Source organism: Pontimicrobium sp. SW4 (assembly GCF_039954625.1).
Lineage (GTDB): Bacteria > Bacteroidota > Bacteroidia > Flavobacteriales > Flavobacteriaceae > Pontimicrobium.
The window spans coordinates 911,460-938,058 of sequence record NZ_CP157199.1 but is presented as its reverse complement, the minus strand read 5'-3'; the positions used below and the strand labels follow the sequence as shown (position 1 = coordinate 938,058).

Sequence of the window (26,599 nt, the reverse complement as noted above, 5' to 3'; positions counted from 1 at the left end):
ATAATTCTTTAATATAATTATATTTGTAGTGTACTAGTTAACTAATACACTAATATGATACAGATTAATAACCTTAGATTTAACTATCCTAATGGGAAAACAATTCTAAATGACCTTACATTACATTTAGAGTCAGGAAAAATTTATGGGCTTTTTGGAAGAAATGGAGAAGGTAAAAGCACACTAATAAAATTAATGGCTGGCTTACTATTTTCTAAATCAGGAACATGCCTAGTTAAAGGAGAAGATGTTTCTAAGCGATCGGCTAGTGCTCTACAAGACATTTTTGTTATTCCAGAAAATTTCGAATTGTCTGCACTAAAGATTGCAACTTTCGAAAAAGTGAACTCTGTTTTTTATCCAAAATTTTCTCGAGAACAGTTTTATGAATTAATACAAGAGTTTAAACTATTACCAACAGAAAATATCTCAAACCTATCTTTCGGGCAAAAGAAAAAGGTTCTTATAGCTTTTGGAATCTCTGCAAACACTAAATTGCTACTTATGGATGAGCCTACAAATGGGCTAGATATTCCTTCTAAAAGTCAATTTAGAAAAATCCTAGCATCAGTTATTAATGATGAAAAATGCATTGTTATCTCCACGCATCAAGTAAGGGATCTACACAACTTGATAGATCATGTTATTATATTAGATCAAACCAAAGTCTTGTTCGACCAGTCTCTTTCTAAAATATCTGAGCATTTGTGGTTTGGAAAGACATTTCAAAACATTGAAGACTCGTTTATTTATTCTGATGTGTCTTTTGGAGGAAAGGCAATTCATCATCGTAAGGATAAAGATGAAACCGAAGTGGATTTAGAACTTTTGTTTAATGCAGCTTTAAGCAAGACCGAAACAATTAATAATGCTTTAAAAAACTCATACCGTGAAACAACAGTTTAGCATACAACGTATACGCGATTTCATTTACCGAGATATTATACTTCTACGCGGAAGTTTGATAACAGCATTTTCTGTAGCTGCAGCTTTTTTCTTTATTGCTATTTGGGTTAATTTAAGATATGACTACATTATTACTCCAAATGAATTCGCCAATATTTTTGGAATCATTTTCATACCTATAGGTTTGTACTTAACACTTTCAATCTTTAGAGAGGCCAACAACAAGCAACTCAATCTCTTTTATTTTTCACTGCCAATATCTCCCAAAGAAAAACTTCTTGCTACTTGGTTTGCAACAAGTATATTATACGTAGTTATATTTTCAATATTTGCTCAAATTATAGGGCAAATTGCTATAGTTACCGGAAGCATGATGTCAAAAGTAGAGTTGCATATGCTACCCTTCTTCTCTAATAGTTATTGGTCAGTAATAAAATTCTATTTAGTCATTCAACCGTTATTCCTGCTTGGTTCAATTGCTTTTAATAAAAATAGGCTTGGGAAGACCTTATTCTGGATATTGATACTAGTAATTAGTTTAGCTGTTTTGAATGGTATCATGTGTTTTGCTGTAAATGATGGTGCTGTTGACATGTTTTCTAGCGAGCAGTTGACTTCCAATGCTTTTGACCTTGCGTTAAACGATTTTTCAACAATCGGAACATGGTTTTGGGTTATTATATTGGGTCCAGTAATGTTGATTGCAGCTTATTTTAAATTAACCGAAAAAGAAGTATAGGGAATGGACTTTGACAGCGGAAAGCCTATTTATTTGCAAATTGTAGAATTTTTCTATGAGAATATTCTCTTAAGACAATGGCAGGAAGCAGAGCGCATACCTTCGGTAAGAGAAGTAGCTGTTATGGTAGAGGTTAACCCTAATACAGCTATGAGAGCGTTTACATATCTTCAAGAACTTAATGTTATCCATAACAAACGTGGTGTTGGATATTTTGTTTCTGAAAGCGGTTATGAAAAGGTCCTTGAAATAAAAAGAAAAGAATTTAAAGAAGAAGTCCTACCAGATGTATTCAAAAAAATGAAATTACTCGATGTAACCTTTGAAGAAGTTAAAGCATCATTTAATACCTATTTAAAAAACAGTGAAGATGAAAAAAAGTAATCAAATAATCTTAAGTGCACTTGGTGCCATTTTTATTTTTTCTATCGCTTTCCAGCTGAGAGTTAATAGGCATTTACATAGTTCTAAATACAAAAAAGAAACAGTCACTTACTCTACAGAAAAAAGAACTGTTGCTAATTTCAACAAGATTAGTTTAAGTCATGGAATTGAGGTTTATTTTACACAAGACAGTATCTCGCAAATTAAAATAGAAGCCCAAGAAAAGGTCATCCAAGAAGTAATTACAAAAACTAAAAATGAGACATTAATCATAGAAATGGCTAAACAAAAAAGAGAAAATCATATAGTAAAAGTATATATATATAATGATGCTCTTATTTCTTTAAAAGTCGATTCTGGTGCGTATTTTGAAACCCAAGGTAAAGTTACTGGAGACAATCTAGATTTAGAATTCAGTAGTGATACTAGAGCAAATCTAGACTTATCTTTTCAATCTGTTCAGTGCAAAGCTGCCTCAGGTTCTCAAATAAAATTTAAAGGCAACACATCTAACATCGAATTTACCAACTAAAATAATCAATAGTATAAATCAAAAAATCTTCATCAATTAATCAATCATCAATCAAAAAACGAATATTATGAAATCAACACAAAGTAATGTGAACACTTTAAACATTGTACGCTCACATATTAAAAGCCCACCAAAACTTCAATTGTATCTTATGAGAGCAATATACCTCTTGACTTTTATCAGTCTGGCTTTTGATAATTGGTCAACAATCTTCTTTCCTAGTGAACAATTAGATACTCTTAGCGGCGTTGCAATTAGTTTTTGGGCTTCTTATTCTTTATTAATGGGTTTAGGAGTTAGATATCCACTAAAAATGTTACCTCTAATACTTTTACAATTGCTGTATAAATTTGCATGGATTATTGGAGTCTACCTTCCGGCTAAATCTGCAGGCCTTTTAAATTCTAGTTTAGAAGAGTTCTTTAAAATATGCTTAATTGCTGTCATTATAGATTTAATCATAATTCCATGGTCGTATACTTACAAAATTTATATAGCAAACTTCTTCAATTTTAAAAAATCGTCAATCAAAAATTAATAATCAATTAAAAATCGAAAAAATGAAACCAAAAAATAAAACTGTTCAATTTGGTGAACATGTAGAAGGCTACAATATTCCTGTACTAAATGAAAGAGAAATACGAGCTGCAGCAGGAATTCTTTTCTTAATCATGTTTATTTCTATCCTAATGGTTGTTTTTACTAGTGACTTTACTATGCTGAAATATGCAGTTACTATCTTTTTTACTGATATTAGTATACGTGTCTTCATCAACCCAAAGTTTTCTCCATTCTTAATTATTGGTCGTCTAATAGTTAGAAATCAAGTTCCTGAATATGTTGGAGCTCCTCAAAAAAAGTTTGCCTGGGTGATTGGATTTGCATTATCTTTTCTAATATTTATACTCACAAATGTTGTTAACTCTTATGGACCTATAACTGCCTTAATATGTTTGATATGCTTAGTGTTTTTGTTCTGGGAAACAGCTTTTGGTATATGCTTAGGGTGTAAATTCTATGGTATATTCTACAAGGATAAAGTACAATATTGCCCTGGTGAAGTTTGCGAGTTAAAAGATAGACAAGATATACAAAGAACCTCAAAGTTTCAAATCTTGATCATTTTTGCATTTATAGCTTACATATTACTTATTATCTTTCTTTTTAACGAGCCATTTAATGAAAGCCCAAATAATTTATGGGATATAATAAATGGTTCTGTAAGTGAATAGCTCCTTAAAAAGTGTGTTTTTTAGAAACCTATCTTATAATCGTCGATTTTCTAAATAGAAATCGACGATTATTAACCCCTTAATACATTTACAGATGTGTGTTCTAAACATATATCTTCTGCTTAAATATTTTATTTTTTAAAAGGTCTTATAATGAGGCGTGCAGCTTTGTCAAAATTAATATAGTTATACGTCCAATTAAAGAAAGTAATTACACGATTTCTAAAGCCAACCAAAGACATTAAGTGCACAAACATCCAAACAAACCAAGCAAAAAAGCCTGCAAATTTATAATGTTTTAAATCTACAACTGCCTTGTTTCTTCCAATAGTAGCCATAGAGCCTTTATCCTTATATACAAAAGGCTTTAAAGTTTGATTATTTATTAACCTAATCAAATTTTTTCCTAATAATTTTCCTTGCTGTATTGCTGGTTGTGCTACTTGAGGATGTCCTTTTGGATAATCTTTGGTCTCCATATACGCAATATCACCAAGTGCAAAAATAGTATCGTAACCTTCCACCTGATTATACTGATTTACTTTATAGCGATTTAATCTATCTACAAGTGCTTCAGCATTAAGTCCACTAACTGGATCCCCAGTAACACCAGCAGCCCAGATTAAGGTTTCAGATTGTAGTTTTAAATCTGTATTAGTAATCACAGATAAACCATCATACTCTTTAACAAATGTATTACAGTGCACTTGCACACCTAGTTTCTTTAAAAATCGTTCTGCTTTTTTGGAAGCATGCTCACTCATTGGTGGTAACACTCTGCTATTCCCTTCTAATAAATGAATTTGCATATTACTACTGTCTAAGTCTCGATAATCTCTAGGCAGTATATGGTTTTTAAGTTCAGCAATTGCACCTGCAAGCTCTACTCCTGTTGGACCACCTCCAACAATCACAAAATTGAGAAAAGCTTTACGCTTATCTATTGTGTTGGCGATCGTTGCTTTTTCAAAATTTTGTAAAATTAAGCTCCTAATGTTTAACGCTTGGGGTACTTTTTTCATTGGCATACTATTGGCTTCAATAGTTTTATTACCAAAAAAGTTCGTTTTTGTACCTGTAGCAATAACCAAATAATCATATTTTAAATTTCCAATATTGGTTTCTACAATTTGTAATGTGGTATCAATATTATTAACCTCAGCAAGTCTAAAAAAAGAATGTTTATGCCTTTTAATAATTTTTCGAAGTGGATAAGCAATAGAATCTGGTTCTAATCCTGCAGTTGAAACTTGATATAAGAGCGGTTGAAATGTATGGTAATTATCTTTATCTAATAGAACAACTTGGGCTTTTTTATTAGCTAAAGATTTAGCGAGGTTAATTCCTGCAAAGCCACCGCCAATTATTACTATTCTTGGGAATTCTGACTCGGGAATATTCATAAAAATGACTTGAAAATTAAATATTACAAAAATACAATATAAGCCTCTTAAACACTATTTTTGAATATTAATTTAATGCAACTGTAACAAATTAAAATTTAAAGCTACTTACAAAGTAACTAACTTATCAAATTGACCAAAGAATTAGAACATAGTTTTGTTGAATTGCTTGAGAAGCATCAAAACATTATACATAAAGTATGCAGACTGTATACGTATGATTATGATGCGCACAACGATTTATTTCAAGAAATCACTATACAGCTTTGGAAAGCATATCCAAAATTTCGTGGTGATGCAAAATTTAGCACTTGGATGTATCGTGTTGGATTAAATACAGCAATTACGCTCTACAGAAAATCGAAAAGACGAATTAGCACACAGGATTTTAATGACGTGCAGTTTAAAATTTCGGCTGAAGAATATGACGATACCGAGGAGCAGCAACTAAAACTATTATATAATGCTGTAAGGCAGTTAAATGATATTGAAAAAGCATTAGTATTCTTGTATTTAGAAGACAAGAATTATAAAGAAATAAGTGAAACAATGGGAATTAGTGAAGTAAATGCAAGAGTGAAAATGAACCGTGTAAAAACTAAACTTAGAACTATTTTAAATCCGTAATACTATGGATGAATTAGAATTATTAAAAAAGGACTGGAAAAAGGAAGATAATAACTTCCCAAAATTGTCATATAATGAAATATATAAGATGATACTTAAAAAATCATCTTCCATTGTAAAATGGATTTTTATAATAAGTATTTTGGAATTTGTGTTTTGGGTTGCTGTTGCTTTTGCCTTAAAATATTCTGGATATAATGATGAAATGGTAAATATTGATAATATAGAATCCAGTACCATTTTTATAATAATGAGCGTAATTTCATATGTAATTTTAGCTTATTTTTTCTATAGATTTTACATGAATTATAGAAGGATAAATTCTACAGATAATGCAACAACATTAATGGAGAATATTTTAAGAACAAGAAGAACAGTTAAACAATATGTTGGTTTTAATTTAATTGCTATGGTAGTAAGTGTAAGTGTTTTGCTTCCTTACTTTATGAATCAAGATCCAAATACAAGAACAATTATAGACAATGCTACTGCGGATGGTGAATTATTGAAGTTTTACGCAGGTATTATTATAGTCACATTCATTATGCTTGCTTTAGTTATAGGTGTTTTACTATTGTTTTATTGGTTAATTTATGGTATTCTTTTAAAACGCTTAAATAACAATTATCGAGAGCTTAAAAAATTAGAAGTTTAGTTATGGAAATAGGGAAAAAAGAGCAACTAATTATTGGTATTGTATTAATCTTATTATCAAAACTATTTGATTGGTCATTTTTCTTTATGCTAATTGGAATTGTGTTTGTAGTTATAGCTTTATCAAATAACAATGATAAGCAATCAGATGAATCAAAGACTGATAAAGCAAACTAATTTACCACTCACGCTTTTTATTAAGCTCTTCTTTAGCTAATAATTCTTCTTGAGGAATCACTTTTAAAAATGATGGATGTTGCTCAATAGCGTATTCAATTTTCTCGACAATCTCAGCAATAGATTCATTTTCATAATCTATTTGTAAAGGTTCCTTAATCTCAAATGATTGATAGACATTTTTCTTTTTTACACGTAAGCCCTTTTTATCAAATGAACGTCTAAAACCATCAATAACAATTGGTACTACTACAGGTTTATAACGCTTAATGATGTGCGCAGTTCCTTTTCTAATTGGCTTAAAAGGTGTTGTAGTTCCTTGCGGAAATGTAATAACCCAACCATCGTCCAACGCCTTAGCAATATTAGAAATATCACTCATTTTTACCTGTCTATTTACATCTTGTCCTTCCGCTCTCCATGTACGCTCAATACTTACCGAACCTACATAAGCCAAAATTTTTGGAAGCAAACCAGATTTCATAGTTTCTTTGGCAGCAACGTAATAGATGTTAAGCTTTGGGTTCCATAGGTATCCTACATTCTTAATAGAATCATCTCGACCACTCAAACTTGCATTAAACACATGAAACATTGCAATCACGTCAGCAAAATAGGTTTGATGATTTGAGATAAATAACACATTGGTTTCTGGAAGTTCTTTTAAAATTTCTGAACCATCAATTTGTAATTCGTTAAATCCTCTAAATCGTCTGTGAGTAATGGCTCCTAGAATTCTAATCAACCATTTTTTTATAAATAGTATATGCCCAAAAGGATTTTTCTTAAACAATCCCATAAATATTGCGTCAATCTAATAGTTAGTGAATGCAAACGTACATATTTTTTCTGTTTTAGGCAGTGAACAAATTCCTAATTAACAAGCTTGATAAAATCTTCTTATCATAAATATTATAAAACTGCTTTTAATACATCCTTGATTTCACTTAGCATCATGGCTGTTGCTCCCCAAACAATATGTCCGTTAAGCTGGAAAGCAGGAACATCAATCTTTACAGTGTAAGACGTTGCAACAGGTTTAGTTACAACAATAGTTTCATCTAAAAAATGAGTTAAAGGCACTTCTATAATGTCTTCAACTTCTTCATCTTGTTTTACAAATTGAGGCGTTTCAGTAACAATTCCAATATAAGGTTGCACGTAAAAATTACTTGGTGGAATATATATTTCAGTCATTTTTTTAACTACTTCTATTTTATGGTCTAATACGCCTATCTCTTCCCAAGTTTCTCTAACGGCTGTATGCTTCAAGGTTTTATCATCATCTTCGTACTTACCTCCAGGAAAACCAATTTGTGCCGAATGCACACCTTTATAAGTTTTACGCAATATTAAAACTAAATGTGTTTCTTGTAAATTATTTGGATAAAACAATGCTAAAACACCAGCTCGTTTGGCATCTTTCATTTGGTCTTTGTACTCTTTTACAAGTTCTCTTCTAAAAGGTGGCGACATTTTAAATTGTGAAGCTTCGGCTGGCAATGGGATATTTTTTATTTTTGACAGTGAAACTAAAAATTCATCAAAATTCATCTATGCGATTTATATTACTTTTTTGTGCTTGTATTTTATTTCTGAATTGTGAAGATAAACAAAAGCAAAATAAAACAACAACCAAAGCTCCAAGCACAGAACAAAAAACAACTGATGCTAAACCTAAGGTAATAACAAACGAAGATCAAAGAGAATTCCCTAAGCTTAATAGTAAAAATGCTATGGAGTTTTTTTTAGAATATGAAAAACATAATAAAGAAAATAAAGTTAGAATAATTACTGATTTTGGAGATATTGATATTTTGTTATTTGATAAAACCAAATTTCATCGTGCTAACTTTATTTTTCTAACCAAACAAAAGTATTTTGAGAATACCCAGTTTTATAGAGTAATAGATAACTTTATAGTGCAAGCAGGTAACAGTGATAATAGAGCTACTTCTAGAAAGCGAACCAATATAGGTCGTTATTTACTACCAACAGATACAAAAAAAGGTTATACACATGATCGGGGTGTTATAAGTATGCCAAGTAGTGAGATAGAAAATCCTCATAAATTAGCATCACCTTTTGAGTTTTTTATTGTGCAACAACGTGGTGGTGCAAAGTTTTTAGATGGTGACTATACTATTTTTGGAAAAGTAATTAGTGGTATGGAAGTGGTTGACAAAATTGCAGCAGTCGAAACTGATGAATCTGATTGGCCTTTACAGAATGTTTATATTAAAAAAGTTGAAATTATTGAGTAATTAGGCTTTATAAATACTAGGTAACGTAATTTTAAAACGAACAGCTAGCAAACGTACCAAAATAACAATAGCTCCAGAAATCACGAATACATAGTCGCTTTCAATAGGTAATTTACGTATTAAAAAATAGCTTAAACCTCCTAAAATGCAAGCAGTAGCATAAATTTCTTTTCTAAAAATCACAGGAATTTCGTTACATAAAATATCTCTAATTACACCACCAAAACACGCTGATATCGTTCCTAAAGCAATGCATATTACTGGGTGCAAATCAGCAGACAATCCTTTTTCAACTCCAATGATAGTATATAGACCAATTCCTATAGTGTCAAATAAAAACAAGGAAGTTCTTAGGTAATTTATCTTATTTCTTGCTATAACAGCAAATACTGCTGATCCTAAAATAACATAAGTAAAGGTCATGTCTTTCATCCAACTTACTGGAGTTTGCCCAATCAATACATCTCGAAGTGTTCCTCCTCCAACTGCTGTAACAAATGCAATTATTAAAATCCCAAACGGATCCATTTTTTTGTTCATTGCTACCAATACACCAGAAATGGCAAAAGCAATAGTTCCTAAAATGTCGATGATATAAAACATATTTATTTATAATTATATTAAGATGCTTCGACTACGCTCAGCATAAGCGATTCACAACATTTTTCTGAAATAGAAAAATTAGTTCTCTGCTTACATGTTCTGGGTATAGTAGTTATAATCTTTTAAAACAACGTCAATAAACTCATGATCTGTATTATGCTTTACCTCTTTTAATTCAAGCACCTCAACTATTTTAGTTCGCAATTTTATAAGTGTTTTATAATCTTTTGATTTAGCTGCTGTTTTAAAAGTGTCTTTTATAATTCGTGCGTCATTATCAGACAACTTAATAACCATTGGATAGGATGGTACATAATCTTGCTTTAAATCTTCAAGAATTGTATGACTAATGTTTACATTATTCTTCAAGGTAATAACCGAAGTTCCAGCAGTCATATCCCCCAACCTTTGGTTTCTTGGGCTTGTAATGATAGATATTAACGCAACGATACCGCTCATCATATTTAAATCGACTATTCTAAAAATCCAACGAATTATAAAATCGGACAAAGTAGCTTGATAACCGTCAATCTTTACCACTTTAATTTTTAAAATTCGTTTTCCAAGAGTCTGTCCATCCAATAAGGTTTCAAACAACAAAGAATAAAAAATCACAGGCAAATAAAACACTAAAAAAACAGCAGCTTGTGACCAAAAGTCCATGTCTTCAACTAGTTCATCAATTTTAAAAATCTTAAACATTATTTGGTAAGTCACAATAATGTAGGCGATTTTAATCAACCAATCAATTCCCCAAGCTAGTATGCGTTCGCCAACACTTGCTGCGGTAAAATTTATATTTACATTTTGAGTAGTGTTTATTTGTAACTCTACCATTTATTCTGTTAATTTGAAAGTCTATGAGAGAAGTTGCGTTTATCAAACAAAATAAAGAAAAATGGCTGAATTTTGAAAAAGCCATTTTTGGAAAAACTCTTAAAAACCCTGATGAACTAGCGTCTTTGTATATTCATTTGGTAAACGATTTGTCCTATGCACAAACTTATTATCCCAAAAGTAAAACAATTCTTTATTTAAACAACTTAGCTGCTAAAGCTTTTCAGAAAATTTATAAGACCAAGAGAGAAGATACTAATCGTTTTGTTCATTTTTGGAAAGTTGAAGTGCCCCTGATTGTTTATCAATACAGACGTTATGTGCTTTATGCCTTTGTACTTTTTTTATCGTTTGTAGCTATTGGAGCTCTTTCTGCTGCTTACGATGATACGTTTGTAAGGTTGATTTTAGGTGACCATTATGTTAATATGACCTTAGAAAATATTGAATCTGGCGACCCTGTTGCTGTATATAAAAGTGGGAGTAATTGGGGTAGTGCTTTTGGCATTACTTTAAACAATTTATATGTTGGCATAAAGTCCTTTATATTTGGTGTTTTTGGTGGCATAGGCACAGGATTAGTATTACTTTTCAATGGTATTATGGTTGGTGCGTTTCAGTTTTTCTTTTACAAAGAAGGTGTGCTATGGGAAAGCGTAAGAGGTATTTGGATTCATGGCTCAATGGAGATTTTTGCTATTGTTATTGAAGGAGCAGCTGGACTCATTTTAGGAGCAAGTATTCTTTTTCCTAAAACATATTCGCGATTAACCTCTTTTAAAATGGGGATGAAAGATGGTGTTAAGATTTTAATTAGCACCTTTCCGTTTACTATTGCTGCAGGGTTTCTAGAAGGCTATGTAACTCGCTATTCCAATGCGATGCCAAATTGGTTATCGGTTGGCATTATTTTAATTACACTTAGCATAATTTCATACTACTATTTAATTTACCCTCGCCTAGTACATAAAAAACTTAAACAAACGTATGCAGTTATATAAATCAAGAGGGTTTAGTGCCTTCTTTCAAGATACATTTAGCTTTATAAAGCTAAATGGAAAGCATTACTTTAAACACTTCTTTATTGTCAATGGTATTTTCTTATTAATGTTAATGGCTATTGGGTATGTTATATCCAAATTTTACACAGATATTGTTTTTGGTGGTGTTCTACAAGGTAATAGTAACACACAAATTGACGACTATATGAATGAGAATTTTGGAATTTTCATTCTATTAATGATACTCTTTTTAGTTGTAGCACTTGTTGCTGGACTCATCTCTTATTCCTATTCCGCTATCTATTTAAAGTTGTATGCTGAAAATAATGGTAAACATTTTGAAACCAAAGAAATAATTCAGATGTACAAACAAAACTTAGGAAAACTTTTCATTTTTCTATTGTGTGGTATTTTACTTGGAATTCCTTTGATGTTCGTATTAGGTATTGGCGCTTTTGTATTAATGATAACCATTATTGGAATTTTACTATTGCCTTTTTTAGCTGGTGCTTTTTCGTTGTTCTACAACATGACACTTATGGAATACATACGTCAAGAAAGAGGTGTTTGGGATAGTTTTGGGTATGCTTGGACACTTATGACCAAAAAATTCTGGGCTGCAGTAGGTAGTGTTGGAATATTTTATCTCATGGCTTATGTTGTTCAAAATGTTATCACCATGATTCCTTATTTATTTTTTTTAGGTGACATGTTTACGAGCGCACAACAAGGAGAAAACCTAAACCCTGAGGAAGTAGGTGCCTCACTTATGGTGATGATGCTAGTCATATTTTTTATCACTTTTATTGTTGGTATTATTTTAAATAATATTACACAATTAAACCAAGGTATTGTGTTTTACAGTTTAAAAGAAGACAACGAAAATATTAATACTAAAAGTGTAATTGACCAAATAGGCTCAGGTGAATAAATACATTGGTTTACATATAGTCTTCATTATTTTTATTTGCTGTTCATTCCAACAAATAAAAGCGTCAAATTATAATGAATTCAAAATAACGCAAGGTGTAAGTGATACTCTTAAAGTAGATACTTCTGAAATTTCACCACGAAAGTTTGATAACTTAAAAGAAAAATATAGCGAAGACGAGTTTATCTACGAGCGAACTATAGAAAAATCTGGTTGGTGGACACGATTTAAACAATGGCTAAGCGATAAGTTTCAAAGTCTTTTCAATATAAAAAACAAAGGGCAAGCAGCAAGAGCTACGGATTTAGCTATTAAAATTGGAGGTGTATTACTTTTTATTATAGTTGTTTATTTTATTTTTAGAGCTATCGTCAATAAAGAAGGTGCTTGGGTTTTTGGAAAATCGTCCGACAAAAGTATTATACCTGCCACAGATATTGAAGCAAATATTCATGCAACCAATTTTAAAGATTTAATTGCTGAAGCCGAAAGTAATTCCAATTACAGGTTAGCCATTAGATATTACTATTTGTGGTTACTAAAAAAACTAAGTACTGCTGAAATTATTCATTATGATGTTGAAAAAACGAATAACGACTACCAAAACGAAATAAAAACTCCAGAAGTAAAAAAAGAGTTTGCGTATACATCCTATTTATATAATTACATCTGGTATGGTGAGTTCGATGTAAACGATGAGCAGTTTAGTAAAGCAAAACATGCTTTTAATAAATTCTTTAAATCCATAAAAGCATGAACAAAACCATAAAAATATACATTGGGTTGTTAATCTTGCTTTTTATTGGGGCAATTGCCATTGAGTTTTCTAAGCCAAAACCTATAAACTGGACACGAACTTTTAACGAAGTACATACCATACCTTACGGAACTTTTATACTATATAATGAGCTTTCAAATTTATTTCCTGAAAGTGAGGTGCAAGATATTGCTGTATCACCTTATGAATATTTTGATGAATACTATAGTTGGGAAGATTCTACTTATACAACTTCTGGAAACTATATGCTCATTGATGATTATGCTGATGTTGATGAAGTTTCTGCTCAAGAATTGCTAGATTTTGCATCGCATGGAAACACCATTTTTATGTCTAGTAATTATTTGCCACAAAAGTTTTTAGACACCTTGGGGATAGATCTTGAAAATGATTATGCTTTTACTGGTAAAGCACAATTAAGTTTAGCAAATCCAGCTTTTAAAAATGATTCTATTACTATTGATAGAGGTTTAAGCAATATCTATTTCTCAAAATTAGATTCAACCAAAACAACAGTTTTAGGTTATCAAAAATTTAATGACGGAGTACATATTAATTTCGTTAAAATTAATCATGAATTTGGCGAAGTGTTTTTGCATTTACAGCCTGTTGCATTTACCAATTATTCATTATTAAAAAATAACAATAAGAAATATGCTGAAGCTATTTTATCATACTTGCCAGACGATACTTTCTTTTACGATTCTCGTAATAAAAAGCGAACTGAATTAGGTGATTCCCCTTTACGATTTGTATTAAGTCAACCAGCTTTAAAATGGGCTTGGATATTTGGTTTAGTGTCGTTACTCATATTTATACTGTTTAACGCAAAACGGAAGCAACGTATAGTAAAAGTTATCAAGCCTTTAGAGAATTCAACCATTGCATTTACAAAGACAATTGGAAACTTGTACTACGAAACAAAAGACCATAATAACTTAATAGATAAAAAAATCACCTACTTTTTAGAATCTATAAGACGCAAGTATTATCTAGACACACAACTGCTAGACGAAAAATTTATAAAAAATCTAGCTTTAAAATCTGGAAAAGACTTAGACAAAACTAAAAAAACAATGAATCTTATTGTACATTTAAAAGCCAAACAAATGTGCAATGAAGATGATTTAAAAAACCTAAATAAAACAATAGAAGACTTTTATAACAACTAACATATGGAGCATACAAACGACTCTCAAGACGGTAATCTAAATCAAGATAATAAAGAGCAAAAAGCTATGGAGAATGAACAACCACAAGAAGTTCAAGAATCACAAGAAGAAAATCTTAATTTTAAAAATCGTATCGATTTATCCGAACTTCAAGCAGGTGTTGAGCTTATTAAAAATGAAATAAGCAAGGTTATTGTTGGCCAAAAAGGTATGATTGATATGCTTATCGCCTCTATTTTAGCTAATGGACATTCGCTAATCGAGGGTGTGCCAGGAGTTGCTAAAACTATTTCGGCTAAGTTGCTGGCAAAATCATTAGATGTTGGCTTTAGTCGTATTCAATTCACACCCGATTTAATGCCAAGTGATATTCTAGGAACCTCGGTTTTTGATATGAAAACTTCAGAATTTGAATTCAAACAAGGACCCATTTTCTCTAATATGATTCTTATTGACGAAATAAATCGAGCGCCAGCTAAAACACAAGCTGCTTTGTTTGAAGTAATGGAAGAACGCCAAATAACTATCGATGGTCATAAATATCAAATGGATTTACCTTTTATCGTTTTAGCAACTCAAAATCCTGTGGAGCAAGAAGGAACTTACAGACTTCCAGAAGCGCAACTAGATAGATTTTTATTCAAAATTGATATAGATTACCCAAACCTTGATGAAGAAATTGAAATTATTAATCGTGAACATGGACTTCAAGGCGCAAACAAGACAGCAAAAATAACCTCTCATTTAACTAAAGAGCAAGTTGCCAAGTTTCAAGGTTTAGTGAATCAAGTGATTATTGAGTCGCATTTAGTAAAATACATTGCTGATATTATTGTAAACACTAGAAATAATCCATTTTTATATTTAGGTGCTTCACCAAGAGCTTCGATTGCTATTTTAAAAGCAAGTAAGGCCTTTGCTGCTATGAATGGACGTGATTTTGTAACTCCAGAAGACATTAAACAATCTGCCATTCCAGTTCTGCAACATAGAGTCATTGTAACTCCTGAACGTGAAATGGAAGGTGTTACTACAAAGCAAATCATTAATCAAATCATTGAAGCAGTGGAAATTCCGAGATAACTAAAACCATAAGTCATGTTTAAAGACCCATTTTCATTTAAAGGCAGAATTAGACGATTGGAATACCTAATTACAATCGTAATTTACTGTATTGTTTATTTTTCACTCTGGTTTTTAACAAGAGGTACAACGTATGGTGTAGAAGTGTTTTGGTCTATGTTTCTTATTTCGAGTTATATTTTTATTGCTCAAGGCACCAAACGTTGTCATGATATTGGAGTGAATGGTTTTTATCAATTTATTCCATTTTATTTTTTCTGGTTAATTATTGAAGATGGAATTCCGAAGAGAAACAAATATGGATTAAATCCTAAAGGATTAAAAGGTCCTGAAGAAACTGGAAAAATTCGTCAAAACGAAGGCTAATGAAATTACTTAAACCATTTTACATACAAAACCGTTTCTTTTACGCATGCATCACGCTTATGGTATTGTTTGTGTTTAGTTTTGTGTTTCCAAGATGGTTTGTAATTGTAAAGTTATTATTTCTGGTTCTCCTTGTATTTGCTTTATTAGATGTTTTATTACTATTTACTGCAAAAAAAGGAATAAATGGTAATAGAATACTACCTGAAAAGTTTTCAAATGGCGACCAGAATCCAATTAGATTAAGTATAGAAAACTATTACACATTTTCAATATTCATAAATATTATTGATGAAATCCCTGTGCAATTTCAAGTCCGTAATTTTAGTATTGAACGTAAACTTGATGCTACAAGCAAAACAGAATTAGAATACCAATTAAGACCAACAGAGCGTGGCGAGTATCATTTTGGCAAATTAAATATCTATGCAACTTCAGTTTTTGGTTTAATAGCTAGACGCTTTAGTTTTAACGACCAAGCCATGATACCAACGTATCCTAGTTTTATACAATTACGTAAATACGATTTAATTGCAATAAGCAACAATCTACATCAATATGGTATTAAAAAAATTAGAAGAATTGGACACACAATGGAGTTTGAACAAATTAAAGAATATGTTCTAGGTGACGATTTACGAACTATAAATTGGAAGGCTACAGCAAAGTCCAATCAATTAATGGTGAATCAATTTCAAGATGAGAAATCACAACCTGTATATTCCGTTATTGATAAAGGACGTTTAATGAAAATGCCTTTTGATGGATTGAGTTTATTGGATTATGCTATAAATGCTGCTTTGGTGATATCTAATATTGCCATAAAAAAACATGATAAAGCAGGGATTTTTACATTTTCAAAGAAAGTAGAAAACATGGTAGTTGCGGAAAAGCGAACCTCGCAAATGAATTTGATTCTAGAAGGGCTTTATAATATTAAAACCGATTTTTTTGAAAGTGATTTTGGTCGCTTATATAGTGATGTAAGGCGTAACATTACCCAACGAAGTTTACTTTTACTATATACCAATTTTGAAACCTTAGATAGTTTACATAGACAATTACCTTACTTAAAAGGTATGGCAAAGAATCATTTGTTAGTGGTTATTTTCTTTAAGAATACAGAATTGAATAATTTAATTGAAAACAAAGCAGAGACTATTCAGCAAGTATATGATAAAGTAATTGCTGAAAAATTTGCGTTTGAAAAACGTCTTATAGTCAACGAACTTAAAAAGTATGGTATCTATTCCATTCTAACTACTCCAGAAAATTTAACGCTTGACACCATTAATAAGTACTTAGAAATAAAAGCTAGAGGCTTATTATAACAATTCAGAAGTAAAAAAATACAGTTCGGTAACTCAAATTACCTTACCCCGTTTTTATAATAGACTTTTACAGTGTAAAACAAAATAAAACTATACTTCATGAAAACATTATCACTATTTATTGCACTTATTATAAGTACAACTTTAAGCTTTGCACAAGAATCTAAAGGACAAGACATTACTGTAACAATTGAAAATATTTCTAACGACAGAGGTCATGTTGTTATTGGGCTACATACAGCTGACACTTTTATGAAAACTGAAGCTTTGCAACAAACAGCAGCGAAAGTAAAAGATGGAAAAGTAGTTTACACTTTTAAAAATGTTGCTCCTGGGAATTATGCACTTTTAGCATTGCACGACGAAAATGATAACAAACGTATGGATTTTGAACCTAACGGAATGCCATTAGAATCGTTCGGATTATCAAATAACCCAATGTTAATGGGGCCTCCAACTTTTTCAGAAGGAAAATTTGTAGTAGCAGATAAAAGTATTGAACTAACAATAAAGTTCTAATAACTTACCATATCAATCAAAAAACAAAAAGGAGCATGTTTAAAATATGCTCCTTTTCCAATCAATCAAAAACTAACTATTAATCAATAGTTATACTGTTTCATTTAACCAAGCTTTCATCATCCATACAGTTTTCTCTTGCTGAGAGATAAAATCGCTCATCATCGCATTAGTTCCTTCATCATCAGTATCACCAGACTTATTCAAAATCTCTCTTTCTATCTTTAATAATTCCGTTAGGGAATCAACAATTAACTTTACTGCCTTATTATCTTCCGAAATGTTTTTACCAATTGGTATCTTTTTGTGGCTTGTATAGTCATCAAATGTGTGTAAAGGTATTTCTCCAAGTGTCAAAATTCGTTCAGCAATCTCATCAACTTTTATATTGGCATCGTTATAAAGCTCTTCAAACTTTACATGTAAATCAAAAAACGCTCGTCCTTTAATATTCCAATGAATGCCTCTTAAGTTTTGATAATACAGTTGAAAATTTGCTAATAATGTATTTAAATCTTCTGCTAAAATTTTGGCTTTTTTGCTATCTAAACCTATGCTATTTATTGTTGCCATATCTTATACTTTTTTTATTTACTACAAATTTAATCTATTAAAAAGGTGTTTTTGTATAAATTTTATTGATAGTTTTTATATCTTTATAGCATAAAATTATAAGCATGACAATTACACAATTATACTATGTTTTAGCTGTAGCTGAACATCAAAATTTCACTAAAGCTGCTGAAAAATGCTTTGTAACTCAACCTACATTGAGTATGCAAATTCAAAAACTTGAAGACCAACTAGATATTCAAATTTTTGATAGAAGTAAGAAGCCTATTGAACTTACAGAAATTGGAAAAAAAATAGTAGCTCAAGCAAAAAATATTGTAGATGAAGCCGATAGAATTAAAGATATAGTAGATCAACAAAAAGGATTTATTGGTGGTGAGTTTAGATTAGGAATCATTCCTACTATCATGCCTACTTTATTACCTATGTTTTTAAAAACCTTTATTAAACGTTACCCAAAAGTTAAGTTGAAAATTGAAGAGCTAACTACTGATGAAATTATGCAGCGTATTAATGATGGTCACTTGGATGCTGCCATTGCAGCCACACCATTAGAAAATGAATCCATTAAAGAGCGTCCTCTTTATTACGAACCTTTTGTATGCTATATTCCTCAAGGACATCGTTTACACGACAAGAAAAAAATTGACACTTCAGATTTAGAGATTGAAGACATGCTACTCCTTGAAGATGGTCACTGTTTTAGAGATGGTGTTATTAACTTATGTAAGTCGTTTAAACAGCAAGAGGATGAGACTTTTCAGCTAGAAAGCGGAAGCATAGAAATGTTGGTTAAACTTTCAAATGAAGGCTTAGGTATGACTTTATTGCCATATTTAAACACTTTAGATATTAAAGAAAAAGAGAAAGAGAATTTACATCATTTTAATGACCCAGTTCCTGCTAGAGAGGTTAGTATTATTTATCACAAAAGTGAATTAAAAATGCAAATTATTGAAGCTTTGCATAATGCTATTTCTGGAATTATTAGAGGAGCTATTGCTTTTCATAATGTCAATATTATTAGCCCATTACCAAAATAAAAAAGCGACTCAAATGAGTCGCTTTTATTTATGCTTTTAAATAAATTAAACACTTATTTAATTCTGGGTTCTGCTGTATTAGAGAATTAATAAAAATTTTCAACTCCTCAATTTCATAAGGTAATAATCGTTGAAGTGCTTTTTCAAGTTCTCTACAGAACAACGTAGCGTCAAAACTAACTTTATTAAGTACTGTTTTAGTGTACTCAAACATTGCTCTTGCCATAAGTTACTTAGGTTTTATTGTTAAATAATAAAAAGTAAAAATGTATCTATAGGCTGTTTGTTTATATTTTTATACTTCTAAATGTATAAAAAAAAACGATTGAAAATATTTTTTGTAGAATATTTAACAGCCTTAAAAACATAAATGATTGAAAATCAGTTGGTTTTTAGATAAATAATTAAAATCTATTATCTCCATCCAAGATATCTCCAATCCCTCCTAAGATGCTTCCTTCTCCTCTACTCTTTCCACCTCCTTTTGGAGCTGTTGCTAACACACGTCCAGCTAATCTACTAAATGGCAAGGATTGTATATAAACCGTTCCTGGACCTTGAAGCTTTGCAAAGAATAAACCCTCACCACCAAAAACTGTATTTTTTATGCCACCAACAAATTCGATATCATAATCTACATCTTGAGTAAATCCAACAATGCAACCAGTATCAACCTTTAATGTTTCTCCCGATTGCAACACTTTTTTAGACATAGTCCCTCCAGCATGCACAAATGCCATTCCATCTCCTTCTAGTTTTTGCATGATGAATCCTTCGCCACCAAATAAGCCACGCCCAAGTTTTTTACTAAATTCAATGCCAACACTTACACCTTTTGCTGCACATAAAAATGCATCTTTTTGACAAACGAATTTTCCTCTAAACTCTGTGAGATCAATTGGTATAATTTTCCCAGGATAAGGAGATGCGAAAGATACATTTCTTTTACCACTTAGCGTGTTATAAAATGCAGTCATAAACAAACTTTCTCCTGTTAGGATACGTTTTCCTGCGCCAAGTATTTTCCCGAGAAATCCTGAATCTTTTTGTGAACCATCTCCAAAAATGGTTTCCATTTTTATACCATCGTCCATCATCATAAAACTTCCTGCTTCAGCTACGACACCTTCTTGAGGATCTAATTCAATTTCCACATATTGCATTTCTTCTCCGTATATTCTATAATCTATTTCGTGTGCTGTCATTTTAATATTGTTTATTTATTAATTCGCTTATTTGTTGATTTGTTTTGATTTTTGTTACAATTATGCTCTAACTTTCATAGACCAAGTAAAACTAAATCTTGAAACTTCTTCATTTTCGCTATCACTTCCAATAACATTAAGCGTTACTGTTTGGCCTTCTCCTGTTTTAATAGCTTGTTCTATAACCGAATCTACCAAAAACCCTTCCTGACATTCAAAAGTTATTCTTCCCGTTGCTTTTTTAGAGTAGCTAGCTTCATTCTTTACTAACAACATAGCTATATTTCTTTCACTTTGCTTAATCTTACTAATAATTATTGCGCCTGTAGAAAGTTCGGCTGCCATACCTTGAACTGCCCAAAATAAAGATTTAAAAGGGTTTTGATTAATCCATTTATGCCTTACTGTAGTAATACATTTTTGCTTTTCTAATAATTTCACTCGAACACCACATATATATGCCGACGGCAGCTTAAACATTAAAAAAGTATTGATTTTACTAGGAGTTAGAGTCATCTACATTGTATTTATAACAAAAATATTGAAAATAAACGACATGACAATTTGTTAAATTTATGTTAATTTTTAGTACTTTGTATTGCATAATACCTTTTTTTAGATATATATTTGCATAAGAAACTATTATATGTTTTAAATTATGTTATCAAACCACCATAAAAATGTTGCTGCAGTTATACATTTATCTGCATTATCAAAGTTCATATTTCCATTAGGTAATTTTATTATGCCTTTAATTTTTTGGACAATGAATAAAGATAAATCTGAATTTGTTGACAAGCATGGTAAACAAGCTATCAATTTTCAGTTAAGTATATTGCTTTATACTTTTTTTATAGGAGCTATTACAATACCATTATTTTTATTTGGGGTTTTAAACCATATAGATTTTCCTGAATTTTGGCAAACCTATGATTTTGATTTTAACTTCCATTTGTCTAGTCACGATAGTTATAATGTAATTATATTTTCAATTTTGGCTGGTCTTTTGGTAATTGCAGCGTTTATACTTGAAATCATTTTCATTATTATAGCAACCAGTAAAGCCAATCAAGGGGAACCTTATAAATACCCACTAACAATCAATTTTTTAAAATAAAACAAATCATCAATCAATTATCAATCAATCATCAATCAAAAAATGAACAGTTATTTAAAAACTTTAATTCTAATATCACAAGACCTAATCAATTTTGATATGTTATTAGAACAAAAACAAAAATGAACACATGAAGATAGAAAACACAAAAGCACAAATGCGTAAAGGCGTTTTAGAGTACTGCATACTATCGATCTTAAAAGATGACGATGCGTATGTTGCAGAAATTCTAGACACTTTAAAAGACGCAAAAATGCTAGTTGTTGAAGGCACCATTTATCCGTTGCTTACGCGTTTAAAAAATGCAGGTCTACTCAACTATCGCTGGGAAGAATCAACATCTGGCCCTCCAAGAAAATATTATGGTTTAACCGAAACAGGTAAATTATTTTTAACCGAATTAAATACCACTTGGAGCGAATTACAAAACGCAGTTAACCTAGTAACAAGACAAAAAATAACAAAAAAATGAATAAAACAGTCAATATAAATTTAGCAGGTACATTCTTCCACATAGATGAAGATGCTTACCAAAAGTTACAACGCTACCTTGAGGCTATTAAACGTTCATTTACAGACTCACAAGGTCGAAATGAAATAATTGCAGATATAGAAATACGTATTGCAGAGCTTTTTAATGAGCGTGTTGAAAACGACAAACAAGTAGTCTCTATAAAAGAAGTAGACGAGGTTATTACCATCATGGGACAACCCGAAGACTACATGGTAGATGAAGAAATATTTGAAGATGAGCCAAAACAATCTTACACGTCTTCTAGAACAAACTCTACAAGAAAACTATATAGAGATACCGAAAACGCATATATAGGTGGAGTTTCATCTGGTTTAAGCCATTATTTTGGTATTGAACCACTATGGATTAGACTTATTTGGGTACTATTATTTTTTGGTGCAGGAACAGGAATACTTGTTTATATTTTACTATGGATATTAATGCCAGCAGCCGAAACAACGTCTGAAAAACTGGCAATGTCGGGAAAGCCAGTTAACATTACTAATATAGAAGAAAAGGTAAAAGAAGGGTTTAGTAATGTTAAAAATAGTTTGGATGAAGTTACAGACAAATTAAAAAGCGGTGATTACAATAAAACTGGTGATAAAATTAAAACCAAATCTCGCTCATTTTTCGACGCCCTTGGAAATATAATTATGTTTTTCTTTAAGATTTTTGCCAAATTTATAGGTGTTATCTTAATTATTATTGGTGCTACAACATTGATTTCGCTTATTGTAGGTTTACTTTCAGTAGGTGTGGTAGATTTATTTCATTTTGATGGTATAGAATTAGCAGACACCTTTTATTCATCAACCTTACCAATTTGGGTAGTATCATTATTAGTGCTTTTTGCAGTAGGAATACCATTTTTTTACATCTTTATACTTGGCTTAAAAATATTAGTCGACAACCTTAAATCTATTGGACGAACTGCGAACTTTACAATGTTAGCCTTATGGTTGGCTTCTATAGTAACTTTAGCAATTTTTGGAGCAAGAGAAGTAGCAGAATTTGCAAGGGAAGGTGAATTTACCGATAATATAGAATTGAATGTAAAAGCAAATGACACCTTATTTGTAGAGATGGTTAATAATGAGAAATATGCACGTAACAATTATAGAAGCAATGATTTTGATATTGTTTATAATGAAAACGATGTAAAGCAAATTTACTCATCAGATGTAAGATTTTCAGTAAGATCAACTAGTGACTCTGTTGCGTATATGAAAATTGTAAAAGATGCCAGAGGAAGAACTTATCAAGCTGCAAGAAATCGTGCTGAAGAAATTATATACAATTTTGATTATAACAATGGGAAATTAGTGCTAGATAATTATTTCTTAACAGATGTCGATAACAAATTTAGAGACCAAGATGTAAACATCACTTTATATATGCCAGAAGGAAGTATCATTTATTCAGATAAAAGCACTCGCAACTTTAGAAGCTGGAGATATTCATCAGATATTATATCGCGTAATAAAGAAAACCATTATTTAAAAATAAAATATAATGATGTTGAATGCTTAGATTGTGACGATGAAGAATCAATTATAGAAATTAAAGACGATAAAGGAGCTTTAGAAATAGATAGAAACAAAATTGAGTATAAAGATGGAGAAGTAAAAGCTACTATAGATTCTAGTGGTATTACAATAAAGTCGACAGATAATTAACAGTTTGGAAACAAAATTCTACAATTCAGAATAAAACAAATTGTAGACCATTTAATAACATAGATATTTACAAAAAATATAAAATCAATCAAATCAAATTATGACAACTATATCAAAATTTATCACAGCCCTAATTGTAAGCATATTACTGGTTTCATGCAACTTCGATTTTGGAAGTGGTTTTGGAGTTAGAGGCAACGGAAATGTTGAAACCGCTGAGCGATTTCTTAATGAAGATTTTACCGAAATTAAAGTAAGTAGAGGAATGGATGTGTACTTAACACAAAGCGATGAAGTAAGCTTAAGCGTAGAAGCAGACGAAAATTTACATGACATTATTGTTACTGAAGTGGAAAATGGCATATTACGTATTACTACCAATGAAAACATAAGCTACTCAAAAACTAAAAAAGTAATGTTGAGCTTTGAAAATATTTCTAAGATTACAGCAACTAGTGGAAGCGATGTATACTCAACCAATACAATTGTAGCAGATAATTTAGAATTATCTACTACTAGTGGAAGCGATATGGAATTAGACATTAATACACAAGTAGTCAATTGTAGCTCTACAAGTGGTAGTGACCTGAGAGTTTCTGGAACAACAAATAAATTATACGCTGAAGCTACTAGCGGAAGTGATATAAAAGCTGGAAATTTAAAAGCAAAAATTAGTGAAGCAAGAGCTACAAGTGGTGCAGATATAACAGTAAATACCTCACAAGAATTATATGCTAAAGCTACTAGTGGTGCAGATATTAAGTACTATGGAAACCCAGAAAAAGTCACAAAAAAAGATGGTGTTTCGGGTAGCGTACGTAAACATTAAACCAATCAAAAAAATATACTCTTTAAAAGGGGTATACTAATCAATCATGTTTAACCATTCCAAAGTAAAATATAACTTTGGGATGGTTTTTTATGCTGTAAAAGCATTCTATTTTAAAGCAGTTATATTTAAGTCTAGTGCTATTTCAATTTCATCTTCAACAATTACTAATCCTAAAACCTTCTTTGGAGGCTTCAATTTAAAATCACTTAATTTTAAATTCAGACATCCTGTGGCGTTTAATAATTTAGAATTATCAACATCTAGCCAAATACTATAAAATCTAGAAGTTCCTGCTATATTAATATTTGTTAAAGCAATAATTTCATTATCTTTTTTAGGGTTTATTATAATTTCTTTTAACTCTAAAGTTATATAAGGATGATTTTTAGTATCTAGCATATCTAAAAAATCATTATTTATCATTTTACTCCCACAATCGAAACAAGAGTTAGACAATTCTAATCGCGAGTCTATAAATTTAATTTTATCTCCTTCTTTTTTATAAAAAGTCTTAACTTCTGAGTTTATATCACTAAAAGCTAAGTCACAACTAAATTGACTGATATTTGTTGTTCCCTTTATTCCTAACTTACTATTTCCTTGAATGATATATGAAGCAATTTTATAATCAGTGTTATTAGTTGTAAAACCAAGCATCAAAAAACAAAAAAAACTAATTAATAAATTTTTCATTTTAATATGAATAAGTACTTCGCTTTAAATTTAATAATACTAAACGAGTTTTAAAAATAAGTCTAAATTTAAAACTCGTTTATATAACTATAATCAATGAATTAACTTTAGAAACTAATTGCAGCTTCTAACACCAACCCACTAAATTCACCACCTTCATGAATATCACCAATAGGATAGTCTTTATATTTTTGAGAAACATACTCAGCTTTCATCAAGATGTTTTTTGTCATAAACCAACCAGCCGTTAACTGAAATCTATTTACTTTAACATCGTCACCAGTTGTTAACTCACCACTCACAGAATTGTATCTAGTTCCTAGGTATACATTTTCGCTATCACCAAATCTATAAAGTAATTCACCAGAAAATTGATTCCAAGTTCTTTCGTCAGTCTCTCCGAGTTTCTTTCCTTTTGCAGTTTCAATAATTCCAAAGAATTCTAAACCTTGATATTTAAAGAATGGGTTAATCATGAAAGCGGTCATCTCATTTTTTAAATCTGGATTAATTCTACCAGCTCTAAATCCATCTCCAACAGTTGCTCCAGTACCATCTTTTCCAGACATAACAGTATAATAACGAGAACCTGCTCTATCACCACTGTATAGGTAAATTCCTCTAGCATTATTATGTGCACTGTGAAAAAGTGATCCCGTTAAACGGAAACGAAAATCATCACTAGTTTGCTTATCGTACCCAAATTTTGCTAAAAATGACGGACTAGTTTGATCTTTATCAGTTACATTTTGGTTTAATTTACCATTAGTAAAGCCAACCATACCTAACCAACCATTATTTAAATAGTATACTTCTGCACCAACTTCAGTTGTAAAAGCATCCATCAAATAATTTCCAACAAATGGATTATGAAGCGCCATGGCATTATCACTTCTTCTAAAATGACCATCACCATAGTTATTTTCCATATGACCAATTTTAATTCTCATATACTTCATCAAATCGCTTGCGAAGCCTTCACTAATAAAGTTTAATTTATCAATTTGAATATAACCACCTTTTACATAAGATTCTGTGTGGTGTTGAGATGATAAATAGGTGCGTAAATGCATTCTAACACCATCATAAAGTGCAACATCTAAATCTAAATTAGCAGTCGCTAAATTAAAATTCTTACCTAGGTCTGTAAGTGTAATTGTACTACTAGAGTTATCTTGTGCTAAAGATTGATATTGTAATGTTGAAGCTCCACCAATTCTAACTTTCAAATCACTAAAAGTAGATGCGGAATCTTTTTTTGCCTCAAAATCATTTATACCTCTTTTATCAGGTTGCCTATAGTTATCTAGGCTTCTACTTTGTGCTGAAACATTCAGGGCGAACATTAAAGCTACAGTGTACATCGTGTATTTAAATATTGTTTTCATAATGTTTGTATTTTAT

34 protein-coding genes are annotated in these 26,599 nt (G+C 30.9%); 23 read left to right on the top strand and 11 right to left on the bottom strand.

Annotated elements, in window-relative coordinates; genetic code table 11:
* Window positions 1-54: 54 nt before the first annotated feature.
* The 6 genes from ABGB03_RS04465 to ABGB03_RS04440 all read left to right on the top strand — a co-directional run bounded on the left by ABGB03_RS04465 (window position 55) and on the right by ABGB03_RS04440 (window position 3,793).
* On the top strand, window positions 55-906 hold the full coding sequence (locus tag ABGB03_RS04465; RefSeq protein ID WP_347925182.1) for an ABC transporter ATP-binding protein: 852 nt from the start codon (window positions 55-57) through the stop codon (window positions 904-906).
* Complete coding sequence (locus ABGB03_RS04460; protein ID WP_347925181.1) at window positions 890-1,645, top strand: hypothetical protein; 756 nt, start codon at window positions 890-892, stop codon at window positions 1,643-1,645. Before ABGB03_RS04465 ends, ABGB03_RS04460 begins: the two co-directional genes overlap by 17 nt.
* Window positions 1,646-1,648: 3 nt before the next feature.
* The gene (locus ABGB03_RS04455; protein WP_347925180.1) at window positions 1,649-2,029 is read left to right on the top strand and encodes a GntR family transcriptional regulator; all 381 of its coding nucleotides are present in this window, start codon (window positions 1,649-1,651) and stop codon (window positions 2,027-2,029) included.
* Window positions 2,016-2,561: a DUF2807 domain-containing protein gene (locus tag ABGB03_RS04450; protein ID WP_347925178.1), complete on the top strand. Its 546-nt coding sequence runs from the start codon at window positions 2,016-2,018 to the stop codon at window positions 2,559-2,561. Before ABGB03_RS04455 ends, ABGB03_RS04450 begins: the two co-directional genes overlap by 14 nt.
* 67 nt (window positions 2,562-2,628) lie before the next feature.
* Entirely contained in the window at window positions 2,629-3,099 is a 471-nt protein-coding gene (locus ABGB03_RS04445) for a hypothetical protein (RefSeq protein ID WP_347925176.1), read from the top strand.
* 22 nt (window positions 3,100-3,121) lie between these two features.
* The gene (locus ABGB03_RS04440; protein ID WP_347925174.1) at window positions 3,122-3,793 is read left to right on the top strand and encodes a DUF4395 domain-containing protein; all 672 of its coding nucleotides are present in this window, start codon (window positions 3,122-3,124) and stop codon (window positions 3,791-3,793) included.
* Window positions 3,794-3,924: 131 nt separating this feature from the next.
* Here the strand turns inward: ABGB03_RS04440 and ABGB03_RS04435 are convergent, their stop codons facing one another.
* Complete coding sequence (locus ABGB03_RS04435; protein ID WP_347925172.1) at window positions 3,925-5,196, bottom strand: NAD(P)/FAD-dependent oxidoreductase; 1,272 nt, start codon at window positions 5,194-5,196, stop codon at window positions 3,925-3,927.
* A 132-nt stretch (window positions 5,197-5,328) separates the two neighbouring features.
* On the opposite strand from ABGB03_RS04435, the gene ABGB03_RS04430 reads away from it, so the two are divergent.
* The 3 genes from ABGB03_RS04430 to ABGB03_RS04420 are packed head-to-tail and all read left to right on the top strand — an operon-like array spanning window position 5,329 to window position 6,654.
* On the top strand, window positions 5,329-5,823 hold the full coding sequence (locus ABGB03_RS04430) for an RNA polymerase sigma factor (protein ID WP_347925170.1): 495 nt from the start codon (window positions 5,329-5,331) through the stop codon (window positions 5,821-5,823).
* Between the two features lie 4 nt (window positions 5,824-5,827).
* The gene (locus ABGB03_RS04425) at window positions 5,828-6,478 is read left to right on the top strand and encodes a hypothetical protein (RefSeq protein ID WP_347925169.1); all 651 of its coding nucleotides are present in this window, start codon (window positions 5,828-5,830) and stop codon (window positions 6,476-6,478) included.
* A 2-nt stretch (window positions 6,479-6,480) separates the two neighbouring features.
* Window positions 6,481-6,654 (top strand): hypothetical protein, encoded by a 174-nt coding sequence (locus tag ABGB03_RS04420; RefSeq protein ID WP_347925167.1) that lies wholly within the window; start codon window positions 6,481-6,483, stop codon window positions 6,652-6,654.
* Window position 6,655: 1 nt separating this feature from the next.
* On the opposite strand, the gene ABGB03_RS04415 is transcribed toward ABGB03_RS04420, so the two are convergent.
* On the bottom strand, window positions 6,656-7,453 hold the full coding sequence (locus tag ABGB03_RS04415) for a lysophospholipid acyltransferase family protein (protein WP_347925165.1): 798 nt from the start codon (window positions 7,451-7,453) through the stop codon (window positions 6,656-6,658).
* Window positions 7,454-7,566: 113 nt separating this feature from the next.
* Window positions 7,567-8,208 (bottom strand): CoA pyrophosphatase, encoded by a 642-nt coding sequence (locus ABGB03_RS04410; protein ID WP_347925163.1) that lies wholly within the window; start codon window positions 8,206-8,208, stop codon window positions 7,567-7,569.
* 2 nt (window positions 8,209-8,210) lie between these two features.
* Between ABGB03_RS04410 and ABGB03_RS04405 the strand changes: the two genes are divergently transcribed.
* Window positions 8,211-8,918: a peptidylprolyl isomerase gene (locus tag ABGB03_RS04405; protein ID WP_347925161.1), complete on the top strand. Its 708-nt coding sequence runs from the start codon at window positions 8,211-8,213 to the stop codon at window positions 8,916-8,918.
* Here the strand turns inward: ABGB03_RS04405 and ABGB03_RS04400 are convergent, their stop codons facing one another.
* Both ABGB03_RS04400 and ABGB03_RS04395 read right to left on the bottom strand, forming a co-directional pair.
* On the bottom strand, window positions 8,919-9,521 hold the full coding sequence (locus ABGB03_RS04400) for a trimeric intracellular cation channel family protein (RefSeq protein ID WP_347925159.1): 603 nt from the start codon (window positions 9,519-9,521) through the stop codon (window positions 8,919-8,921).
* Between the two features lie 90 nt (window positions 9,522-9,611).
* Window positions 9,612-10,358: an RDD family protein gene (locus ABGB03_RS04395; protein WP_347925157.1), complete on the bottom strand. Its 747-nt coding sequence runs from the start codon at window positions 10,356-10,358 to the stop codon at window positions 9,612-9,614.
* 23 nt (window positions 10,359-10,381) lie between these two features.
* On the opposite strand from ABGB03_RS04395, the gene ABGB03_RS04390 reads away from it, so the two are divergent.
* From ABGB03_RS04390 to ABGB03_RS04355, 8 genes are all read left to right on the top strand, one after another.
* Complete coding sequence (locus ABGB03_RS04390; RefSeq protein ID WP_347925156.1) at window positions 10,382-11,359, top strand: stage II sporulation protein M; 978 nt, start codon at window positions 10,382-10,384, stop codon at window positions 11,357-11,359.
* Window positions 11,346-12,290, top strand: a complete 945-nt coding sequence (locus tag ABGB03_RS04385; RefSeq protein ID WP_347925155.1) for a hypothetical protein — start codon at window positions 11,346-11,348, stop codon at window positions 12,288-12,290. The genes ABGB03_RS04390 and ABGB03_RS04385 overlap by 14 nt, the downstream gene beginning before the upstream one ends.
* Window positions 12,283-13,047 (top strand): DUF4129 domain-containing protein, encoded by a 765-nt coding sequence (locus ABGB03_RS04380; RefSeq protein WP_347925153.1) that lies wholly within the window; start codon window positions 12,283-12,285, stop codon window positions 13,045-13,047. The genes ABGB03_RS04385 and ABGB03_RS04380 overlap by 8 nt, the downstream gene beginning before the upstream one ends.
* Window positions 13,044-14,240, top strand: coding sequence for a DUF4350 domain-containing protein (locus tag ABGB03_RS04375; RefSeq protein ID WP_347925151.1), 1,197 nt, complete (start codon window positions 13,044-13,046; stop codon window positions 14,238-14,240). Before ABGB03_RS04380 ends, ABGB03_RS04375 begins: the two co-directional genes overlap by 4 nt.
* Before the next feature lie 66 nt (window positions 14,241-14,306).
* Window positions 14,307-15,323, top strand: coding sequence for a MoxR family ATPase (locus ABGB03_RS04370; RefSeq protein WP_347926378.1), 1,017 nt, complete (start codon window positions 14,307-14,309; stop codon window positions 15,321-15,323).
* Between the two features lie 15 nt (window positions 15,324-15,338).
* Window positions 15,339-15,689: a DUF805 domain-containing protein gene (locus ABGB03_RS04365; protein ID WP_347925149.1), complete on the top strand. Its 351-nt coding sequence runs from the start codon at window positions 15,339-15,341 to the stop codon at window positions 15,687-15,689.
* Complete coding sequence (locus ABGB03_RS04360) at window positions 15,689-17,020, top strand: DUF58 domain-containing protein (RefSeq protein ID WP_347925147.1); 1,332 nt, start codon at window positions 15,689-15,691, stop codon at window positions 17,018-17,020. Before ABGB03_RS04365 ends, ABGB03_RS04360 begins: the two co-directional genes overlap by 1 nt.
* 99 nt (window positions 17,021-17,119) lie before the next feature.
* Complete coding sequence (locus ABGB03_RS04355) at window positions 17,120-17,539, top strand: DUF2141 domain-containing protein (protein WP_347925145.1); 420 nt, start codon at window positions 17,120-17,122, stop codon at window positions 17,537-17,539.
* Window positions 17,540-17,629: 90 nt separating this feature from the next.
* Here ABGB03_RS04355 and ABGB03_RS04350 read toward each other — a convergent pair whose 3' ends face one another.
* Entirely contained in the window at window positions 17,630-18,112 is a 483-nt protein-coding gene (locus tag ABGB03_RS04350; RefSeq protein ID WP_347925143.1) for a Dps family protein, read from the bottom strand.
* Window positions 18,113-18,216: 104 nt separating this feature from the next.
* Here ABGB03_RS04350 and ABGB03_RS04345 point away from each other — a divergent pair, with 104 nt between their 5' ends.
* A complete protein-coding gene (locus tag ABGB03_RS04345) occupies window positions 18,217-19,155 on the top strand; it encodes a LysR substrate-binding domain-containing protein (RefSeq protein ID WP_347925141.1) in 939 nt (312 codons plus the stop codon).
* A gap of 28 nt (window positions 19,156-19,183) precedes the next feature.
* Here the strand turns inward: ABGB03_RS04345 and ABGB03_RS04340 are convergent, their stop codons facing one another.
* From ABGB03_RS04340 to ABGB03_RS04330, 3 genes are all read right to left on the bottom strand, one after another.
* Window positions 19,184-19,381 (bottom strand): hypothetical protein, encoded by a 198-nt coding sequence (locus ABGB03_RS04340; RefSeq protein WP_347925139.1) that lies wholly within the window; start codon window positions 19,379-19,381, stop codon window positions 19,184-19,186.
* Window positions 19,382-19,559: 178 nt separating this feature from the next.
* Window positions 19,560-20,360 carry a TIGR00266 family protein gene (locus ABGB03_RS04335; protein ID WP_347925137.1) on the bottom strand — a complete coding sequence of 267 codons (801 nt, stop codon included), beginning with the start codon at window positions 20,358-20,360 and terminating at the stop codon, window positions 19,560-19,562.
* A 60-nt stretch (window positions 20,361-20,420) separates the two neighbouring features.
* Window positions 20,421-20,876, bottom strand: coding sequence for a DUF4442 domain-containing protein (locus ABGB03_RS04330; RefSeq protein WP_347925135.1), 456 nt, complete (start codon window positions 20,874-20,876; stop codon window positions 20,421-20,423).
* 142 nt (window positions 20,877-21,018) lie between these two features.
* On the opposite strand from ABGB03_RS04330, the gene ABGB03_RS04325 reads away from it, so the two are divergent.
* The 4 genes from ABGB03_RS04325 (at window position 21,019) to ABGB03_RS04310 (ending at window position 24,499) form a co-directional block, all read left to right on the top strand.
* Window positions 21,019-21,477: a DUF4870 domain-containing protein gene (locus ABGB03_RS04325; protein WP_347925133.1), complete on the top strand. Its 459-nt coding sequence runs from the start codon at window positions 21,019-21,021 to the stop codon at window positions 21,475-21,477.
* Between the two features lie 130 nt (window positions 21,478-21,607).
* Window positions 21,608-21,949, top strand: a complete 342-nt coding sequence (locus tag ABGB03_RS04320) for a PadR family transcriptional regulator (RefSeq protein ID WP_347925132.1) — start codon at window positions 21,608-21,610, stop codon at window positions 21,947-21,949.
* On the top strand, window positions 21,946-23,670 hold the full coding sequence (locus ABGB03_RS04315; RefSeq protein WP_347925130.1) for a PspC domain-containing protein: 1,725 nt from the start codon (window positions 21,946-21,948) through the stop codon (window positions 23,668-23,670). Before ABGB03_RS04320 ends, ABGB03_RS04315 begins: the two co-directional genes overlap by 4 nt.
* A 100-nt stretch (window positions 23,671-23,770) precedes the next feature.
* Window positions 23,771-24,499, top strand: a complete 729-nt coding sequence (locus tag ABGB03_RS04310; RefSeq protein WP_347925128.1) for a head GIN domain-containing protein — start codon at window positions 23,771-23,773, stop codon at window positions 24,497-24,499.
* 108 nt (window positions 24,500-24,607) lie between these two features.
* On the opposite strand, the gene ABGB03_RS04305 is transcribed toward ABGB03_RS04310, so the two are convergent.
* Window positions 24,608-25,195 (bottom strand): hypothetical protein, encoded by a 588-nt coding sequence (locus ABGB03_RS04305; RefSeq protein ID WP_347925126.1) that lies wholly within the window; start codon window positions 25,193-25,195, stop codon window positions 24,608-24,610.
* A 107-nt stretch (window positions 25,196-25,302) separates the two neighbouring features.
* Entirely contained in the window at window positions 25,303-26,583 is a 1,281-nt protein-coding gene (locus tag ABGB03_RS04300) for a hypothetical protein (protein WP_347925124.1), read from the bottom strand.
* Between the last annotated feature and the right edge of the window lie 16 nt (window positions 26,584-26,599).

Bases quoted from the DNA above. Each gene is read 5' to 3' on its own strand.
- ABGB03_RS04465 (WP_347925182.1), top strand. From the start codon at position 55: ATGATACAGATTAATAACCTTAGATTTAACTATCCTAATGGGAAAACA.
- ABGB03_RS04455 (WP_347925180.1), top strand. From the start codon at position 1,649: ATGGACTTTGACAGCGGAAAGCCTATTTATTTGCAAATTGTAGAATTT.
- ABGB03_RS04450 (WP_347925178.1), top strand. From the start codon at position 2,016: ATGAAAAAAAGTAATCAAATAATCTTAAGTGCACTTGGTGCCATTTTT.
- ABGB03_RS04445 (WP_347925176.1), top strand. From the start codon at position 2,629: ATGAAATCAACACAAAGTAATGTGAACACTTTAAACATTGTACGCTCA.
- ABGB03_RS04440 (WP_347925174.1), top strand. From the start codon at position 3,122: ATGAAACCAAAAAATAAAACTGTTCAATTTGGTGAACATGTAGAAGGC.
- ABGB03_RS04435 (WP_347925172.1), bottom strand. From the start codon at position 5,196: ATGAATATTCCCGAGTCAGAATTCCCAAGAATAGTAATAATTGGCGGT.
- ABGB03_RS04425 (WP_347925169.1), top strand. From the start codon at position 5,828: ATGGATGAATTAGAATTATTAAAAAAGGACTGGAAAAAGGAAGATAAT.
- ABGB03_RS04420 (WP_347925167.1), top strand. From the start codon at position 6,481: ATGGAAATAGGGAAAAAAGAGCAACTAATTATTGGTATTGTATTAATC.
- ABGB03_RS04415 (WP_347925165.1), bottom strand. From the start codon at position 7,453: ATGGGATTGTTTAAGAAAAATCCTTTTGGGCATATACTATTTATAAAA.
- ABGB03_RS04410 (WP_347925163.1), bottom strand. From the start codon at position 8,208: ATGAATTTTGATGAATTTTTAGTTTCACTGTCAAAAATAAAAAATATC.
- ABGB03_RS04405 (WP_347925161.1), top strand. From the start codon at position 8,211: ATGCGATTTATATTACTTTTTTGTGCTTGTATTTTATTTCTGAATTGT.
- ABGB03_RS04400 (WP_347925159.1), bottom strand. From the start codon at position 9,521: ATGTTTTATATCATCGACATTTTAGGAACTATTGCTTTTGCCATTTCT.
- ABGB03_RS04395 (WP_347925157.1), bottom strand. From the start codon at position 10,358: ATGGTAGAGTTACAAATAAACACTACTCAAAATGTAAATATAAATTTT.
- ABGB03_RS04390 (WP_347925156.1), top strand. From the start codon at position 10,382: ATGAGAGAAGTTGCGTTTATCAAACAAAATAAAGAAAAATGGCTGAAT.
- ABGB03_RS04385 (WP_347925155.1), top strand. From the start codon at position 11,346: ATGCAGTTATATAAATCAAGAGGGTTTAGTGCCTTCTTTCAAGATACA.
- ABGB03_RS04375 (WP_347925151.1), top strand. From the start codon at position 13,044: ATGAACAAAACCATAAAAATATACATTGGGTTGTTAATCTTGCTTTTT.
- ABGB03_RS04370 (WP_347926378.1), top strand. From the start codon at position 14,307: ATGGAGAATGAACAACCACAAGAAGTTCAAGAATCACAAGAAGAAAAT.
- ABGB03_RS04365 (WP_347925149.1), top strand. From the start codon at position 15,339: ATGTTTAAAGACCCATTTTCATTTAAAGGCAGAATTAGACGATTGGAA.
- ABGB03_RS04360 (WP_347925147.1), top strand. From the start codon at position 15,689: ATGAAATTACTTAAACCATTTTACATACAAAACCGTTTCTTTTACGCA.
- ABGB03_RS04355 (WP_347925145.1), top strand. From the start codon at position 17,120: ATGAAAACATTATCACTATTTATTGCACTTATTATAAGTACAACTTTA.
- ABGB03_RS04350 (WP_347925143.1), bottom strand. From the start codon at position 18,112: ATGGCAACAATAAATAGCATAGGTTTAGATAGCAAAAAAGCCAAAATT.
- ABGB03_RS04345 (WP_347925141.1), top strand. From the start codon at position 18,217: ATGACAATTACACAATTATACTATGTTTTAGCTGTAGCTGAACATCAA.
- ABGB03_RS04340 (WP_347925139.1), bottom strand. From the start codon at position 19,381: ATGGCAAGAGCAATGTTTGAGTACACTAAAACAGTACTTAATAAAGTT.
- ABGB03_RS04335 (WP_347925137.1), bottom strand. From the start codon at position 20,360: ATGACAGCACACGAAATAGATTATAGAATATACGGAGAAGAAATGCAA.
- ABGB03_RS04330 (WP_347925135.1), bottom strand. From the start codon at position 20,876: ATGACTCTAACTCCTAGTAAAATCAATACTTTTTTAATGTTTAAGCTG.
- ABGB03_RS04325 (WP_347925133.1), top strand. From the start codon at position 21,019: ATGTTATCAAACCACCATAAAAATGTTGCTGCAGTTATACATTTATCT.
- ABGB03_RS04320 (WP_347925132.1), top strand. From the start codon at position 21,608: ATGAAGATAGAAAACACAAAAGCACAAATGCGTAAAGGCGTTTTAGAG.
- ABGB03_RS04315 (WP_347925130.1), top strand. From the start codon at position 21,946: ATGAATAAAACAGTCAATATAAATTTAGCAGGTACATTCTTCCACATA.
- ABGB03_RS04310 (WP_347925128.1), top strand. From the start codon at position 23,771: ATGACAACTATATCAAAATTTATCACAGCCCTAATTGTAAGCATATTA.
- ABGB03_RS04305 (WP_347925126.1), bottom strand. From the start codon at position 25,195: ATGAAAAATTTATTAATTAGTTTTTTTTGTTTTTTGATGCTTGGTTTT.
- ABGB03_RS04300 (WP_347925124.1), bottom strand. From the start codon at position 26,583: ATGAAAACAATATTTAAATACACGATGTACACTGTAGCTTTAATGTTC.